Below are 15,509 nucleotides of genomic sequence, written 5' to 3'. Positions count from 1 at the left end.
TTGTCCGAGCGGCCGTCCTCGAACAGGGCATTGAAGCCGGCATACCTGTCGACCTGGAGAATCCCGGTGTAGCCCGCCAAGTGCGCTCGCGGATGCTCACCTCCACGGTCACTGGAGTAGTAACTTAGCGCCACCGGTGGCGCCGTGCCACCGAACGGTCGATCATCGCGCACATAGCCCCATATTCGCGCCACGCTGGTCTTGAGCTTAGCCAAAAGCGGGACGGTGGTGTCGTCAGCATGCAGCACCACAAAGATCGGATCGATCTTGAACTTGCGCTCCTGTTCCTTTTCTGCTGCTACCTCCGGCAATCGACTGATCCCGTGCGTTGAAGGAAGCGATGCAGAGATGCGCGGGTCAGGCGGGGGACCGTCGCCTGACCCGCGCAAAGGTAGTTATCCAGTGGCAGCAGCGTGGGCTTGCAGAAAGCGACGATGATCGCTTCTTCCTCCATGCTCCAGCACCGTCGAATGCGCTTCCTTCGGGCCGGGCGGCATATCCCTGATTGCCGTTCGCCGCCTCCACTTTGCGACAGTCTTCTAACTGATGCCGTGGAGCTTGGCCAGAACCCTGAGACTATCTTGACTATGCTGTATCGTTCGACCGACTGCCTCTGTCTTGCGGGCGCTCCCGTGTAAAATCTGCCCCATAGCACATCCTTCCATTTCTGCCGAATAATGCACCATCAAATGCTGGGACTAAACATATAGTTCCATCACTACAACACCATCCACCCGCATCGCGCCCTCGGCTACCTCGCGCCCCGCGAATACATCACCCAATTAACCATTGAAGAACAGTCAGGGAATTAAGGGCAACGACAAAGGCCCATCAGTCACTTGCTTCACTGCTAACCTCGGATTACCCTTTACACCGCTGAGTTAGACTTGGGATATGCCATGAAATCTGAGATAGAAGCCGGCGCTGGAAAGGCGTTGGTGTCAAGCTGTGAGAAGATTAAAGTTCTTCAAGTTGTTTCCCACCTCGAACTTGGCGGTGCCGAGGGAGTCGCTTTGCAACTCGCAACCGGCATGCGCGATGCCGTCGATCCCATAGTATTTGCTGTAAAGCGTGCGACGCGAATGACTGAAGTCGGCCGTGCGATGCGCCAAAAGTTAGATTCTATTGGTGCAACTCAATTGGAAGGAAGTTCCATTTCTTTCAAGAGCGGGGGATGTATTATCGCTGCGTTGAAACTCATTTCAGCAATTAAGACCTATAAGCCCGATATTGTACATCTACACACAGAAATTCCTGAGCTTACGTTTGCGATTGCTTTATGTATCAATCCCAATTTGCGCAAAATACCTTTGGTAAGGACGGTACATAACAGCCGTCTTTGGCAAAGTTGGGAGTCTATTGGCATATGGGTGGCAAAAAAACTAACATACGCCACAACAATTGCGGTTTCGGAGTCTGCCGCTGACGCAAGTCAAAAGTTATTTAAACCGAGTAGTGTTTTAAGGCCCCGCGTCATTCTTAATTCAGTTCTAGGATCAACAAATGCGAAGGTTGCCGAAGAACATCGGTCACCCGTAAGAGTTCTGTTTGCCGCTAGGTTTGTGCACCAAAAGGGTGCAGACCTGCTTCCGAAGATTCTGTTGTTAGCTAGTTCACTATCAAAATGTGACAACGTCGATGTAACGATTGCCGGGGAAGGCCCCCTCGAGGAGAATATTCGTAATGGCCTTAGTAACATACGCACTAGGTGGAATTTCCACATAAGAGGTCCGATCGCGAATTTGTCAGAGAAATTGGCAGATTTTGACTGTGTTTTAATGCCATCTCGCTTCGAAGGCCTTCCTTTGCTTCATTTAGAAGCGCTTATAGCGGGGGTTCCAATTATCACTTTTCGAAGTCCGGGTGTGGACGAAGTTATGCCCGAGACTTATCCTGGGATATCTGATGTTGAGGATGTGACTGCGATAGCGATTTCCTTATCAGATTGTTTGGATAACATTTATTTGCGCACCCTTGCTGTAAATATTTATTCGGTTATTACTCGACGAAGATATGCATCCACGCGAATGTGTGATGAATATTATACAATGTACCGTTCGTGTCTAGAGCGAGAAAGATATTGAAGAATTGTACATAAAGCGGAGGATTCACTGATCACAGTCAGAAGAGCACGGTGGCAGCTAGAGCGGGTGCGAGGAAATAAACGGTCGGGCATCAGGTATCGGTTATAGCGAGTTGCCACGCGTCGCCAGTCATTAAGGCGGCGGAACATGATCTCGATGCGGTTGAGGCGTTTTTGTCGGAGCTTGTCGTAAGTGACGGCGATGGAGCGGTAATCGCAGCGGGGATTGCAAGGCTTAATGCCCTTTTGCTTGAACGCGTTCCTGAACCCTTCGGCATCATAGCTGCGATCGGCCAGGATCTAGCACCAGGAAGGTAAAGGCGATCACAGAATCCGCCATTTCGTTGGTGCTTTCGATGACGCTGAGGCACCCGAGTTCAGGTGCCTTAGCATCGCTGTTCGTGGGTTCCCACCCCGGTGGTGAACGCGCGGCGATGATGTACAGCTTCTTCGGCACCGCACGTCTCAACGACGTCGATCCGCTCGTCTGGTTTACGAACGTCCTCTCCCGCATTGCCGACATCCCACAAAACCGACTGCACGAGCTGTTGACCGGGAACTGGAAGGCTGCGCGAACGGCGCCAATCACCGAGCTCGCAGCCTGATGCAGCGAAACAAGTTATACCAATCTGCATTGATCATGACCCACGCGCCCACTTTCGGCCGCCGATCGTCATGATGTGCCAAGGCTGATCGATGAGCTTGTTCCAAGCCTCGCAGCAGTGGTCGATGATGTTGTCGTAGGAGGTGAAGACGCGGTTGGAGAGCCAGTTGTCGCGCATGAACTGCCGGATATTCTCGACCGGGTTGAGTTCGGGGCACTTAGCCGGCAGCGCGACGATGCTGATGTTGGCGGGCACGTCGAGCTTGCCAGTGGTGTGCCATCCAGCCTGATTCATCAAGACGACTGCATGGGCGCCCGGTGCGATGGCGAGCGAGATCTCGGCGAGGTGCAGGGCCATGGTTTCGGTATTGCAGAAGGGCAGGACGAGCCCGGCGGCCTTACCATGGTCCGGGCAGATCGCGCCGAAGATGTAGGCTGATTTCGTCCACTGATCCTTCGGAGCCGAGGGCCGGGTCCCGCGTCTCGCCCAGCGCCGCGTAATCTTGTTCTTCTGGCCGACACGGGCTTCGTCCTGGAACCAGACTTCTATGGGCGTGCCCTTTGGGAGCTTGGCCCTGACCTTTGCGAGCTCGGCAGCAAAGCCCCCTTTTTGAAGGCCTCCCATCGCACGTTCATTCTGGGCATGATGGCGAGGCCGCGCGCTGAGCTTCACGTAGCCCAGCTTCTTCAATTCGCGGCTGATTGTGGTCTCATCGAGCGAGACCGCACATTCGTCATGAAGCCATTGCGCCAAATCGATCAGGCGCCACCGCACCACCCCGTGGATCGCCGGGGTCGGGCCGCTCTCGACAACATCGACCAGCGCCCGCCGCTGCGCATCGTTCAACCGCGAACGCGGGCCCGGCGCCTTGCCGTCCAGCAGTCCATCAGGACCGCGGGCATTGAACCGGATCACCCAGTCCCGCACGATCTGAAGCCCCACGCCGCCGATCCGCGCCGCTGCGCTCCGACTGCCGCCGTCGTAAATTTCAGCCAAGGCCAACAGTCGACACGCCTGGTTCGCACTTTTCGTAGTTCGCGACAATCGGCGCAGAGTCGCACCATTGAAATCTTCCCGCAAGCCGATCGCTGAACCCGTGGCGCCGCACTCCAAAGCCAGAGCGACATAGATTCAGATTCTCGCCGCCTTGGGAATCCCCCGTGAGTCAGGCACCGCGCAGATTGGTATTATACGCCGCGACGCCGATGGCTCAGGTAGCAATCTAACTCGGCGAAGATGAGAACTTCCTCTTCGACCTGACTGATAAGATGGACACCGAGGACGGCGTCATCTGGGTCTACGGAACCGAAGATCGAGAGCTCGTCATCACGCTATCTAACGACGGCATCGACTGCCTACGCGACATCATCGCAGAAGATCTGTACGCATCCGATAGCGGCCGCTGGGCCATCCGGATTGCGGCGCTGGAGCGTCAGTCGAGGAACGCTTCGAAGCCGTCCTGAGCGAGTGCTCTTCTGAACGCGGCGTCTGCCTGGCGATCAGTCTCGAACAGGTCTTCCCAGACGGTTGAAGTGCTCTTGTCGTTGACCACCTCGAGCGACCAGCCTGGTTCGGTTGCCAACCGGACGACGTTGACCTTCACGTGTCTGCCGTTGCGCTCGATCGACCAGCCTAAGGGAGAGTCGATCAGCTCTTGTCGCATTGCCTCATGATCGAAGTTGCTAAGCAGATGCCGTTGCCTCACGTAGAATGTTACTCTGGGCGCACGAAGCGACATGCCATGCGTCCCGGTTAGAAGGGTGGCGCGATGCAATCACCAATGACGCATGCCGGGCGGGTGGAGTTAGCTAATGCGATCAGAGATCGATATGCCAACGCCAGAGGTAATGAGAAGCAAGCGGTCCTCGAAGAGTTTGTCGCAGCGACTGGCTACCAAAACGTATGGCCCGCCCCGTCTGCAAGGGGGATTTTGAAGTGTTCTGATCAGTCTGCGTTAACGTATGCGGTCTCATGGGGGACCCCATGGCCAAGCTGGACATCCGCACGTCTGGAGCCACAATAAAGACGCCGGCAACGAGTGCCATTTTTTTGGCCGGGCTTTCCAGACGCCGATCGACTGTCAGGCCATCTTCACTATCCTTCCTGCAAACATCGTTGGCCTATGCACGAAGATGCGTGCGGCCGATCTGGTTATGCCGCGACTGGGTAGCCTCGTTCGAACGTCGCGTCCTTGCGCAAGGCCGCCCATGCGATCCGCGCCAGCTTGTTGGCCAGCGCGACGACGATAGCATTGCGGTGGGCTCCTCGCTCGATCATTCCTGTCAACCAGCGCCCCAACGGGGTCTCGCTTCGCGCCAGCGACAGCAATGCTACTCGGGCACCGTGGATGAGCAAGGTGCGCAAGTAGGTGTTGCCTCGCTTGGAGATGCCGAGCAGCCGCGGCTTGCCGCCGGTAGTATGCTGACGGGGCACCAGACCGAGCCAGGCATCCAGGTCTCGGGCTTTGGCAAAGCTGCTGGCATCGCCCACGGCTGCAATCAGGGCTGTTGCGTTCAGCACCCCGACGCCGGGGATGGATGTGAGCCGCCGGGCAGCCGCGTCATTGCGCGCCAGCTCGACAAACTCGCCGTTCAGCGCTTCCACCCTGGTATCGAGTTCGCGCCATTCGGCACGCAGTTAGGCCACCAACTGGCGCAGACGCAGTGACAAGTTCTTATCCTCATCGGCCAGCAGGGCATCGATGCCGAGTTCCAGCTTGCGCCGCCCAACCGGGAAAATGGTCCCGCGCTCCAGCAGGATCGCCCGCGACTGGTTGGTCAGGCTCCTGCGATCAGCCACCAGGCGCGAGCGAACCCGGTGGAGCGTCTGGATGTCCAACTGCTCCTGGGTCTTGAGTTCGACGAAGCGCATCGTTGGACGCGAGGCGGCCTCGGCGATCGCCTCGGCGTCGCGGTCATCGTTCTTCTGTGCTTTGACTAATCACGAGGTGCCCATAATGCGGAGGAACGCGGCCTAATTGGCGGATTTCTGCCGTTTTCGGATCGACTTGCTTTGCATTATTTGGCGCCGAACCTCTGCGGGTCAATCGACCAGCAGAGGAGTCGCCAATGTCGGATAACCGTCACGAGTTAATCGCCTCACTCAATTCCAAGCTTATTGGTCAGCGATATAGCCCCGTCGTAGCGAGGAATTACTGCACCTACGCATCTGGGTTTCTCGATCATCTGGGGCAGCGACGCATCCCGGTTGCGGACGCGAGCGACGTGCAGGTGGAGCAGTATCTGCGGCACGCGATCGTCCTGTTCGAAAAGCAGCGTGGTCGACGCCCCAGCGCGCGCTGGCACGAGGTTCCACGCTCCGGCATTCACGCGCTGCTCCGGCTTGTTCACGGCCAATGGCCGCCAGCTATCGAGCCTACTTGCGCGGCCGATGAGGTCCGATTTTCAATCTGCGCCGAATACGAAATCTGGCTGCGTGAGGAGCGTGGGTTGGCTCGCGCGAGCATCGCGGCGTTAATATGGGAAGCCCGGAACTTCCTTGCCTGGCAGTTCGCTCACGGGATCGATGGCTTGGCGGGTCTGAGCGTCACTGACGTTGACCGTTACATGGATTTGCGCGCGCCGAAACTGACGCGCTGCTCGCTGAAGTCCGTGGCAGAACGGCTTCGCTCACTGCTGCGCTATCTCCACACCACAGGTCGCGTCGCGACGGACCTGTCGGGGCACGTGATAGCGCCAATGCTATATGCATATGAAGGAGTACCTTCGGTCCTCGACCGCGGGCAGATCATCGCCGTGCTGGAGAGTGCCAAGAGGGACAAAACACCGGCGGGGTTGCGGGACCATGCAATCCTGCAACTCCTTGCGATTTATGGATTGCGCTCAGGCGAGATCCGCCATCTCCGGATCGAGGACATCGACTGGCGAACAGACACCATCCATGTTCGTCACAACAAGACGCGAGCCAGCACATTGCTGCCACTGCTTGCGCCGGTCGGCGAAGCTGTACTTGCTTATCTGCGTTCCGGGCGTCCCGAGACCGACGCCAGGGAAATCTTTATCCGCACGCGTGCGCCCTATCGCATGCTCGACAAGCTCTACAGTGCGGTTCGCCGGCGGCTCCGTGACGCTGGCGTCCAACCGCCTGGTAAGTGTGGCCCCCATATCTTCCGTCATGCACGCGCGGTCGAAATGCTGCGGGCCGCTGTTCCTCAAAAGGTCATCGGAGACCTGCTCGGACACCGTTCGACAGGATCGACAGCGCCCTACCTCAAGCTCGCGACCGAGGACCTCAGGGCCATTGCGCTCGACGTGCCGGGAATGGAGCTGCTGCCATGAGCGCTCGCTGGCCCGATCCCAACCGCGCGATCATTGACCGCTTTGTCGCGAGCCTTGATCTGCACAGCACGAAAAGCCGAACCTGCAACGCTCAAGTCTTGCACAGCTTCCAGGATGTCGCCGAACGTTACCACGTGCTCGATCAGGAGGTGCTGCTGGTTTGGCTTCGAGAATCAGCCGTGCGCCGAGCGTCGGCCACGCTCTTGCACCGCACACGCATCGTTGATCGGTTCCTCGAACGCCTGGTGGGAATCGGCGCGCTCCAATGCAATCCCGTCGTCGCCCTGCGCGATGAATGCAATATCAAGCAATGCATGCCGATCTGGCGGGCCTTGGCGTCGCGAGATCCGGATCAGGCTCTTGCCGAATTGCGCCAGCCCAGACCGTTCGGCAGCGTGCTGGGCGAAATGATGGTCGAGCATGTCGCGATGATGCGGCGCAGAGGATACAAATACACATCGCAGCCCCCGTTGCTCCTGCGGTTCGACCGGTTCCTGCAGTTGCATCCGGGACCGGAAGCTGAACCGTTTAGCGCCATGATCGATCGATGGGCGGCAACGAATGTCACGAGGCACCACGCGGAGGAATGTGAAAAGCTCAAGCGCGTGTTTGCGAAAATCCTTCGTCACCGCGACCCGTCGATACCTGTGCGGCGACCGGACCCGAGACCGAGGAAGGAGGCGGCGAAACAATGGCGAAAGCCCCATATTTACTCGCCTAGCGACGTGCGGCGGATGCTCGACGTTGCCTGCGCCTATCCGTCTCCCCGGGCGCCGCTTCGACCGCTGAGCATGTACACTATGCTACTCCTTGCCTATTGCGCGGGCTTGCGGCGCGGCGAACTCGCCCGTCTTGATCTTGGTGATCTTGACCTGCGCGCGGGTACCATCACCATCCGGCAGACCAAGTTCTTCAAGACCCGCATTTTGCCGCTACCGGACAGCGTTGTAGTCGGGCTTCGGGCCTACATCGATGCACGGCAGCGGGCCGGTGGGTCACAGGACGCGCGATCGGGTCTATTCTGGCACGAGCGAGGTGACGGCCATTACACGCCGGAAATGATCACATGGCTGCTCTCGGACGTCATACGCCGTGCCGGATTGAAACCATTGCGAGGAAAAGCGGGCCCGCGCGTACATGACCTGCGCCACTCGATGGTCGTGAACAGAATCCTCGAATGGTACCGAACGGGCATCAATCCACAGGATCGCCTGCCGTTTCTCGCAACCTATCTCGGCCATAGGGATATCAACTCTACCCTGGTCTACATCACCGTGACGCAGGAGCTGCTGCACCTCGCCAAAGAGCGGTTCCGGGCAGTCGGCGCACAATGCCTCAGTCCGGGACGGGAGGCGCAGCCATGAGCAAGGCCGACCCGTTCCCGAACCTGCTGCGCGCGTTCTTCTACGAATGGCTGGTCGAGCAGCGTAACGCGTCCATCCATACGGTTCGATCATACCGCGACACCTGGCGGCTATTGCTGCGGTTCATCGCGCAGCGTGCCGGAAAGAAGATGGCTACGCTCACTCTGGCCAATCTGACCGCCAGCGAGGTGACCGCGTTCCTCGGTCATGCCGAACATGAACGCGGTGGAACGATCGGCACGCGCAACTGTCGGCTTGCCGCGATCCGTAGCTTCTTCCACTTCGTGGCAACCAAGGATCCCGCGTCGATCGCTCAATGCGTCGAAATCCTCCACATCCCGATCAAGCGGGCTCCCGTGTCGGAGCCGAGCTATCTGGATCCGGCGGAAGTGACGGCGATCCTCGCTCAGCCAGACCGTTCGACCGTCGAGGGTATGCGCGACCATGCGCTGCTCTCGTTCCTCTACAACAGTGGCGCACGAATCCAGGAAGCGCTCGATCTGTGTCCCGAAGCGATCCGGTTCGAAAGCCCGAGCTGTGCGCGCCTGACCGGCAAGGGGCGGAAGGAACGCATCTGCCCGCTATGGCCGGAAACAGTCATGTTGCTGAAGAAGCTGCTTGAACGGCAACCACGGGCGCCGGACCAGAGACTCTTCGTCAACCGCTATGGGGAGCCGCTCAGCGCCTCAGGGGTCCGCTTCAAGCTCGCCGCCTACGTGAAGGCAGCGGCCATAACCGTGCCGTCACTGCGGGCTAAGCATGTTACGCCCCACGCCTTCCGACATGCCACCGCCGTGCATCTCATCTCGGCAGGCGTCGACGTTACAGTGATCCGAAGCTGGCTCGGTCATGCGAGCCTCGACACGACCAACCACTATGCCCGGGCCAATCTGGAAACAAAGCGAAAGGCACTGGAGAAGGTCGCCGTTCCGACCACACGCGGCGGCCAGCCATCGTGGAAGCGCGATGCAAGTGTGCTCGCCTGGCTGGACACGCTCTAAGATAATGTGGAGGAAACATGGACAGAAACGGCAGAAATCCGCCAATCAGGCCGCGTTCCTCCGCATTATGGGCACCTCGTGATTAGTGAAGTTATGTCCACCTGCGCATAACTTCACATACGGCCGTACGTACTCCGGCGACATCAGCCGGATCTCATGTCCGTGCGCGGCGAACAGGCGCCCCAGATAATGGGCACCGCAACATGCCTCCATCACGACCACGCACACAGGAAGCTTGGCAACGTAGTCGACCAGCGTCTGGCGCTGCATCGACCTGCGTACGACGACAGCTCCCGCCGCATCCACGCCCACCACACTGCAGGCATTCTTGCCCAAATCAACGCCAAGGATCACAATAGACATCGGTCCGCTCCTTTCCTCTTCAAGCAACAGCATCATATCCGATGCCGGGGAAAAGGGGCGGGCCATCCCATAAAGACTGGCCATGCCATCGAGCAGGACCGGCCCGACAACCTGAAGCAGCGGCGGGAGTGGTTCGACGGCCAACTCGACCTCGAACCCGAGCGGCTCGTGTTCATAGACGAAACGTGGACCGCCACCAACATGACCCGCAGTTATGGCCGCTGCCCGAAAGGCGAGCGGCTGCGGATGGGCTTCCCGCACGGTCATCGCAAGACCACCACGCTGGTCGCGGGCCTGCGCATGGCTGGTATGGTCGCGCCGGTGGTGCTGGACGGGCCGATCAACGGCGACTGGTTCGAAGCCTACGTCACCGAGGTGCTCGTGCCTGAGCTGCGCCCCGGAGACGTGGTCATCATGCACAACCTCTCGAGCCATAAGCGAGCGTCGGTGCAAGAAAAAATCGAGGCCGCAGGCGCAACCCGGCGCTTCCTCCCGCCCTGCAGCCCTGCTTTCAACCCGATCGGAAAGGCGTTCTCACGATTGAAGGCCATGCTCCTAAAGATCGGTGAGCGCATCGTAAGCGACCTCTGGGACCTGATCGGCAGGCTCGTCAATATCTTCAAGCCCGATGAAAGCGAAAACTACTTCAGCTCGTGCGGTTATGACCCAGAAGGATCGAAAAACGCTCTAAGCGGACCTAGGTGAAGATCGGCCTCGCCAACATCGCGTTTAACTTTAAACGCTTCCTCTACTTCGAAACCCGAGCGAACACCGCTTGTTCACGCAGCTAAGGCCCTGAATGGTCCGCTAAGCCTCGTCAGCAACCAGAAAACTACCGATTATGGCACCCGATACCGGTAGACCGCTCACCGTCAGGTCAGACCAGACATCATGAGCGGGTAGATCAGAGTGTCCAGTTGAACTTTATTACCTGCAGCATACCCAAGATCACTCGACGTTCGTCGACTAGTCACGCTCGAACTCGTTCTACAGCAGACACGGTCGATCGTCAGTCAGGATTCATCCAGCAACCAGAACAACGAACGCGACATCGAAGGAGACACCAGCCAACATCGAGACCCACCGAATCAACCTTAGCGTATAGTTCAAGAGGCTGATTGGGTTTTGATCCTAGGCTTTATTCCTTGCAAGTAAGCAAGTATTGGGGCCTCGGCCCAACGATACCAAATCAACGCGAATAATATAGACATCGCGAAGGCTAAAGGGACTGTAAACCAAGCCGAGATGGTAGCAGGCCAGACGATTGCCAAAATTGGGCCTGTTGCCGCAAATACTATTGGATGTGACAGATACAAACCGTACGAAGCATTTCCTATCGCGTGGGGCAATTTGCCAAATCTCGGCATTTCGGGGTAATTTTCTTCCATTGCCAAAAAGCTCGTCAGCAATATAGAACTGGTGACCGCAAGGATAAAGACGCGAAAAATTCCTAATGCCCCAAACGGTTGCGTGGGTATATGACCACCATAAAAATACTGTACTAATAGACTTGCCGAAACAAACCCTACGATGCCAATAAGAAACGTGATTTGCCAAGAAATAATCGTAAGTCGCCCTTTAGCTCGGAATAAAACTAATCCAGCAAGAAACTCAACGTGGTAGGGCGATAGCAAATGGAAATCATTCTGCAAAAAATCGATTGGAAGAAATAGATGGGCGGCCACGCTGACCGCAGATATTCCAACCATTACCGGCAAAAACAAATCTTTACGCTCACATACCAATAAGACTGTGGCTACTGCGTAGAAAATCACCTCATGTTCTAGAGACCAACCGACACCCAAGACGGGATAACCCTGTTGAGGGAGAGACAACAGGGAGAAGAGTAAATTAATTACGCTCGGCAAAGGCTTACCACTGACGGCTAACATAGCCACCCAGACAAACGTAAAAAATGCAAGAAAAGGCAAAATGCGTAGCGCTCGGCGCTTCAGAAAATCTATTGCCCCTATAGGTCGCTGTAGCACCAAGGTTATTATGTAGCCGCTGATTACAAAAAATAGATCCACACCCGTTGAAAACGGTAACCAGCCATCCAACTGCAGGCCGATGTCGTTAGTAACAGCGCCGATGTGGGCTAAAACCACGATCGAAGCCGCTAAAGCCCGACCAAACTGGATAGAGTAGTGCTGCCCGTGCATCAGGCGGCTAATTACTTAAAGTACACCAAAAAGTCAAAACAGATACGCATTGCCTTCATTTTCGGCTTTCTCGGCGGCGTAGACAGATTTGAGCCGGTATCTGGCGGTGGCGAGATGGACCATTTCGAGGAGGCTGGACGGTTCGAAAAACTCTGACGTTTGGTGACCTGACCTGATTCACTGCCTTTGTGGATGAGCGGAGGCGATGATGGCAGGACAGCCCGGTTTCTTTGATCTTTCGGACCGGTACGAGGCGTTGAGCGCAGCGGGTGATCCGCTTGAGCGGTTGGCTGGGGTGGTCGACTTTGAGGTATTCCGTGGTGCCTTGATTGCCGCTCTGCGCCGTAGCGTCCGTGGCAAGGGCGGCCGACCACCGTTCGACCGGTCCTGATGTTCAAGATCCTGGTGCTGCAGGCGCTCTATTCGCTGTCGGACGAAGCAACGGAATTCCAGATCAAGGATCGCTTGTCGTTCCAGCGCTTCCTGGGCCTTGGGCTCGATGGCACAGTGCCCGATGCAACGACGGTGTGGCTGTTCCGCGAGTGCCTGGTGCAGGCCAAGGCGATCGACAAGCTCTTTGCCCGCTTCGATGCGGCTCTAACTGATCATGGCTATCTCGCGATGGGTGGCCAGATCATTGATGTCACGGTGGTGCCCGCACCCAAGCAGCGCAACACCGTGGATGAGAAGGCCGCGATCAAGGACGGCCGGATTCCGGAGGCATGGAAGGCAAAGCCAGCCCGGCTCCTGCAGAAGGATCGCGATGCCCGGTGGAGCGTGAAGTACACCAAGGCCAAGGTGAAGGAGGGTGCCGATCCCAAGGCCTTCAAACCGGTCGATCTTGCGATCCCGATGTTCGGCTACAAGAACCACATAGGCATCGACCGGGCTCACGGGCTAATCCGGACCTGGGACGCCAGCGCCGCAAACGCCCATGATGGTGCCCGGCTGCCTGACCTGATCAGCACGAGCAACACCGGCTCGGGTGTCTTGGCCGAGCCGGCCTATCGCTCGAAGAAGAATGAGGCCTTCCTCGAAAGGGGCATGTTCAAGAGCCACATCCACCAGCGCAAGCCGAACCACCGTGCCATGCCCGAGCGCATCGCCAGAGCCAACGCGAAGCGCTCAGCCATCCGCTCGGCAGTCGAACACGTCTTTGCAGGGCAGAAGCATCGCATGGGGCTGATCGTGCGCACGATCGGCATCGCCCGCGGCCGATATACTTGCGGACTGTCTTGCGGTCGATGCCCACTTGCCGGGCGATGGCGGCGATCTTCACGCCTTGGCCGTGCAAATCCAGGATCATCATCAGATCTCCAAGCTTCTTCATCGCAGCACCGCCTCCCACCAGGAGAGCTATGCCGGATTTTTGGAATTTGACCCTTGTCAATGGACACCCAGTTTTACGAGCTAAGGCGACACCCAGTGTTACGAGGTGTCGCGCTGCATGAGAGGTATGATTTCAGGGGTGGGGAGCATGCTCCCCACCCCTGAAATTTCTTCGACGAGGATTGGCGGTCAGGCCTTGAAGGCGTCCTCGAGGTCGCGCAGGCGGTAACTGCGGCCTTTGATGTTGAGGACATGGGCGCGGTGGAGAAGCCGGTCGAGGATGGCGGTGGCGAGGACTTCGTCTCCAGCAAGCAGTTCGGTCCAGTCGCGGATGCTTTTGTTGGTGGTGATCATCATGGCGCCCCGGCCATAGCGATAGCTGACGAGACGGAAGAATAGGCTGGCTTCCTCGCGGTTGAGCGGATCGTAGCCCATCTCGTCGATCAACAGCAGCGCGCTCGACATGTATTTACGCATCTTGATGCGCGGCGGTGGCAATTGGGCGTCGTGGCGCAGCGCGGCCATGAGCTCGTCGAAGCGGTAGTATTGGACCGAGAAGCCGAGTTGGACCGCACGGATGCCCAGCGCGGCGAGCAAGTGCGACTTGCCCACGCCAGGCGGCCCCTGCAGCAGGACCACCTCGGCGTTGCGTATCCAGGTGCCAGTGGCGAGTGTGTCGATGCGTGAGCGCTCGATTGCGGGCTGGAAGGCAAAATCGAAGTTCTCCAGCGTCTGCCCCGACGGCAGCTTCGAGTTCTTGAGCATGACCCGCACACGCCGCTCCTCGCGGCCAGCAAGTTCGGTCGTGAGGAGCCGGTCGAGGAAGACGTGCGCACTGATCTCGTCACGCACCGCCTTGCCAATCATGTCATCGAGAGCATCTGCGGCATGGCCACAAGCAAGCTGACACAGCTTCTCGCGGGTGGCATCGATATCGAGCCTGATCCGGGGCGTGTTCATCGAGCCACCTCCGCGAGGCGCGCATAGAGGTCGAGAGAGCGGTGCTGGACACCAGCGCTTGCAATCTCCTGCAGTTTGCGGCCCATCCGGCCCAGCGGCAGCGGCGCAATTACCCGGGGCGTGCTCGGACCCTCGAAATGGGCGGGGTCAATGACGACCAGCGCCTCGGTTCCGCGCGGATGGTCGGCGACAACTTCGCAGTTCTTCAGGAACAGTACCCTGCCAGAGACTCCATGCACCTCGACGTCCTGTCGGATGAAGCGGAAGGGCACACTGTATTGGCGGCCTTCAAAACTCGCCATGCAGTCATCGCCAACCTGGCGACGCACAGCAACGTCGAACGGCTCGGGCAGCGTCTCGGGGAGCCGGGTCAGCAGGAAACGTTCCTGCTCCCAGGCCTGCATGACCTTTGTGCCGGTCGCGGGGCAGCGCAATTGGCCTGAGCGTTCGGTCATTCGCTCATCCGTCCAGGCCTGTAGATCGGCAAGGTTGCCGAAGACACCGCTGTAAGGATCGAGGTACTCGCGGCAATCACGGACCGAACGTTCGACCTTGCCCTTCGCGCGGGGCTGACGGACCTGGCACGCATCGACATGAAAATGCATCTGGCTGGCGAAACGGCGGTAGGTCGGGTTGATCTCTCCCCAAGCGCCCGCGCCCTTCGACAGAGCCGTCTTGACGTTGTCGATGCGCATCACCGCCGCAACCCCACCAAGGCGCTGAAAGCAGGCCAGATGGCATGACTGCCACGCCAACGCATCCTTCGAGCGGGACCACACGATCGCTCGCTTGCGGCTCCACGATAACGTCATCACCAGTGCCGAGAGGTCGACTACTTCATTGCCCAGCACCATGCCAGGGAACTCGGCCCAGTCGACTTGCGCCTGCGCTCCCGGCGGCGTCTCCACCCGGCGACGCGCGCGCATCACAGGGGCTGGAAACGTCCGCGACCAATAACGCTGCACCGACTTCAGGCTCCCGGTATAGCCATGTTCGCGCGTCAGCCACTCATGCAGCGCCGCGATGTTGATCGCACCATCCCCACGGCCGCTGCGCCAGTGCGCGATCGCTTCAGCATATTCGGCCGCCTTGCCGATCTGCCGGCTCCGCCCATCCACCGCACCCTCAGCGCGCCGGCGGCGGTGATAACGGACCGCGCCCTCTGTAATCCCAAGCAGTCGCGCAACCGCACTCTGCGTATGCCCTTGCTTCAACAGCACACTCATCGCCGTCAATGCCTCGCCATCGAGACCCAAGTTGGACAGTGGCCTCGGAACATGCGTAGAACATTGCTTCGCAAGTGATTGAATTTGTGTGGTGCGGGTTTGGCGCTGGAAAGGGGTG

The 15,509-nt window shown here is 58.3% G+C and carries 10 protein-coding genes and 8 pseudogenes; 8 read left to right on the top strand and 10 right to left on the bottom strand.

The genetic code is table 11. From position 1 onward, the window contains the following. Positions 1-245, bottom strand: a pseudogene (locus B9A23_RS21120) (transposase); the annotation flags it as partial. A 654-nt stretch (positions 246-899) separates the two neighbouring features. Here B9A23_RS21120 and B9A23_RS21115 point away from each other — a divergent pair. After that, positions 900-2,084 (top strand): glycosyltransferase, encoded by a 1,185-nt coding sequence (locus B9A23_RS21115; protein ID WP_084281333.1) that lies wholly within the window; start codon positions 900-902, stop codon positions 2,082-2,084. Between the two features lie 37 nt (positions 2,085-2,121). On the opposite strand, the pseudogene B9A23_RS23425 reads toward B9A23_RS21115, so the two are convergent. Next, positions 2,122-2,383 (bottom strand): annotated as a pseudogene (locus B9A23_RS23425) (IS5/IS1182 family transposase); the annotation flags it as partial. Positions 2,384-2,478: 95 nt separating this feature from the next. Between B9A23_RS23425 and B9A23_RS21110 the strand changes: the two are divergent. Next, positions 2,479-2,688, top strand: a pseudogene (locus B9A23_RS21110) (transposase domain-containing protein); the annotation flags it as partial. 33 nt (positions 2,689-2,721) lie between these two features. Here the strand turns inward: B9A23_RS21110 and B9A23_RS21105 are convergent. Then, positions 2,722-3,801 carry an IS630 family transposase gene (locus B9A23_RS21105; protein ID WP_176218117.1) on the bottom strand — a complete coding sequence of 360 codons (1,080 nt, stop codon included), beginning with the start codon at positions 3,799-3,801 and terminating at the stop codon, positions 2,722-2,724. Between the two features lie 155 nt (positions 3,802-3,956). Between B9A23_RS21105 and B9A23_RS21100 the strand changes: the two genes are divergently transcribed. Next, on the top strand, positions 3,957-4,151 hold the full coding sequence (locus B9A23_RS21100; protein WP_084281330.1) for a hypothetical protein: 195 nt from the start codon (positions 3,957-3,959) through the stop codon (positions 4,149-4,151). On the opposite strand, the gene B9A23_RS21095 is transcribed toward B9A23_RS21100, so the two are convergent. Both B9A23_RS21095 and B9A23_RS21090 read right to left on the bottom strand, forming a co-directional pair. Continuing rightward, on the bottom strand, positions 4,121-4,426 hold the full coding sequence (locus tag B9A23_RS21095) for a hypothetical protein (protein ID WP_254895230.1): 306 nt from the start codon (positions 4,424-4,426) through the stop codon (positions 4,121-4,123). The two genes, B9A23_RS21100 and B9A23_RS21095, sit on opposite strands and share 31 nt — an antisense overlap. Positions 4,427-4,839: 413 nt before the next feature. Continuing rightward, positions 4,840-5,622, bottom strand: a pseudogene (locus tag B9A23_RS21090) (IS110 family transposase); the annotation flags it as partial. A 134-nt stretch (positions 5,623-5,756) separates the two neighbouring features. Between B9A23_RS21090 and B9A23_RS21085 the strand changes: the two are divergent. The 3 genes from B9A23_RS21085 to B9A23_RS21075 are packed head-to-tail and all read left to right on the top strand — an operon-like array spanning position 5,757 to position 9,351. Beyond that, on the top strand, positions 5,757-6,986 hold the full coding sequence (locus B9A23_RS21085) for a site-specific integrase (protein ID WP_084281329.1): 1,230 nt from the start codon (positions 5,757-5,759) through the stop codon (positions 6,984-6,986). Then, entirely contained in the window at positions 6,983-8,350 is a 1,368-nt protein-coding gene (locus B9A23_RS21080) for a tyrosine-type recombinase/integrase (RefSeq protein ID WP_084281327.1), read from the top strand. The genes B9A23_RS21085 and B9A23_RS21080 overlap by 4 nt, the downstream gene beginning before the upstream one ends. After that, the gene (locus B9A23_RS21075; RefSeq protein ID WP_084281326.1) at positions 8,347-9,351 is read left to right on the top strand and encodes a site-specific integrase; all 1,005 of its coding nucleotides are present in this window, start codon (positions 8,347-8,349) and stop codon (positions 9,349-9,351) included. The genes B9A23_RS21080 and B9A23_RS21075 overlap by 4 nt, the downstream gene beginning before the upstream one ends. Positions 9,352-9,480: 129 nt before the next feature. On the opposite strand, the pseudogene B9A23_RS22550 reads toward B9A23_RS21075, so the two are convergent. Continuing rightward, positions 9,481-9,714: pseudogene (locus B9A23_RS22550) on the bottom strand (IS110 family transposase); the annotation flags it as partial. A 72-nt stretch (positions 9,715-9,786) separates the two neighbouring features. Here B9A23_RS22550 and B9A23_RS21070 point away from each other — a divergent pair. Continuing rightward, positions 9,787-10,419, top strand: a pseudogene (locus tag B9A23_RS21070) (IS630 family transposase); the annotation flags it as partial. Between the two features lie 401 nt (positions 10,420-10,820). On the opposite strand, the gene B9A23_RS21065 reads toward B9A23_RS21070, so the two are convergent. Continuing rightward, a complete protein-coding gene (locus B9A23_RS21065; RefSeq protein WP_084281325.1) occupies positions 10,821-11,876 on the bottom strand; it encodes an acyltransferase family protein in 1,056 nt (351 codons plus the stop codon). 208 nt (positions 11,877-12,084) lie between these two features. Here B9A23_RS21065 and B9A23_RS21060 point away from each other — a divergent pair. After that, a pseudogene (locus B9A23_RS21060) lies at positions 12,085-13,088 on the top strand (IS5 family transposase); the annotation flags it as partial. On the opposite strand, the pseudogene B9A23_RS23420 reads toward B9A23_RS21060, so the two are convergent. From B9A23_RS23420 to istA, 3 genes and pseudogenes are all read right to left on the bottom strand, one after another. Next, positions 13,084-13,206 (bottom strand): annotated as a pseudogene (locus tag B9A23_RS23420) (helix-turn-helix domain-containing protein); the annotation flags it as partial. The pseudogenes B9A23_RS21060 and B9A23_RS23420 overlap by 5 nt on opposite strands. Before the next feature lie 188 nt (positions 13,207-13,394). After that, the gene (gene istB, locus B9A23_RS21055; RefSeq protein WP_084281324.1) at positions 13,395-14,165 is read right to left on the bottom strand and encodes an IS21-like element helper ATPase IstB; all 771 of its coding nucleotides are present in this window, start codon (positions 14,163-14,165) and stop codon (positions 13,395-13,397) included. After that, positions 14,162-15,391, bottom strand: coding sequence for an IS21 family transposase (gene istA, locus B9A23_RS21050; protein ID WP_084281322.1), 1,230 nt, complete (start codon positions 15,389-15,391; stop codon positions 14,162-14,164). The genes istB and istA overlap by 4 nt, the downstream gene beginning before the upstream one ends. Positions 15,392-15,509: the final 118 nt, after the last annotated feature.

Origin of the sequence: Novosphingobium sp. B1 (genome assembly GCF_900176395.1) — a bacterium.
Classification (GTDB): Bacteria; Pseudomonadota; Alphaproteobacteria; order Sphingomonadales; family Sphingomonadaceae; genus Novosphingobium.
Note: the sequence above shows the minus strand (reverse complement) of the source record. Positions and strands in the feature narration are given on the sequence as shown.

Bases quoted from the DNA above. Each gene is read 5' to 3' on its own strand.
- B9A23_RS21115 (WP_084281333.1), top strand. From the start codon at position 900: ATGAAATCTGAGATAGAAGCCGGCGCTGGAAAGGCGTTGGTGTCAAGC.
- B9A23_RS21100 (WP_084281330.1), top strand. From the start codon at position 3,957: ATGGACACCGAGGACGGCGTCATCTGGGTCTACGGAACCGAAGATCGA.
- B9A23_RS21095 (WP_254895230.1), bottom strand. From the start codon at position 4,426: ATGTCGCTTCGTGCGCCCAGAGTAACATTCTACGTGAGGCAACGGCAT.
- B9A23_RS21085 (WP_084281329.1), top strand. From the start codon at position 5,757: ATGTCGGATAACCGTCACGAGTTAATCGCCTCACTCAATTCCAAGCTT.
- B9A23_RS21080 (WP_084281327.1), top strand. From the start codon at position 6,983: ATGAGCGCTCGCTGGCCCGATCCCAACCGCGCGATCATTGACCGCTTT.
- B9A23_RS21075 (WP_084281326.1), top strand. From the start codon at position 8,347: ATGAGCAAGGCCGACCCGTTCCCGAACCTGCTGCGCGCGTTCTTCTAC.
- B9A23_RS21065 (WP_084281325.1), bottom strand. From the start codon at position 11,876: ATGCACGGGCAGCACTACTCTATCCAGTTTGGTCGGGCTTTAGCGGCT.
- istB (WP_084281324.1), bottom strand. From the start codon at position 14,165: ATGAACACGCCCCGGATCAGGCTCGATATCGATGCCACCCGCGAGAAG.
- istA (WP_084281322.1), bottom strand. From the start codon at position 15,391: ATGAGTGTGCTGTTGAAGCAAGGGCATACGCAGAGTGCGGTTGCGCGA.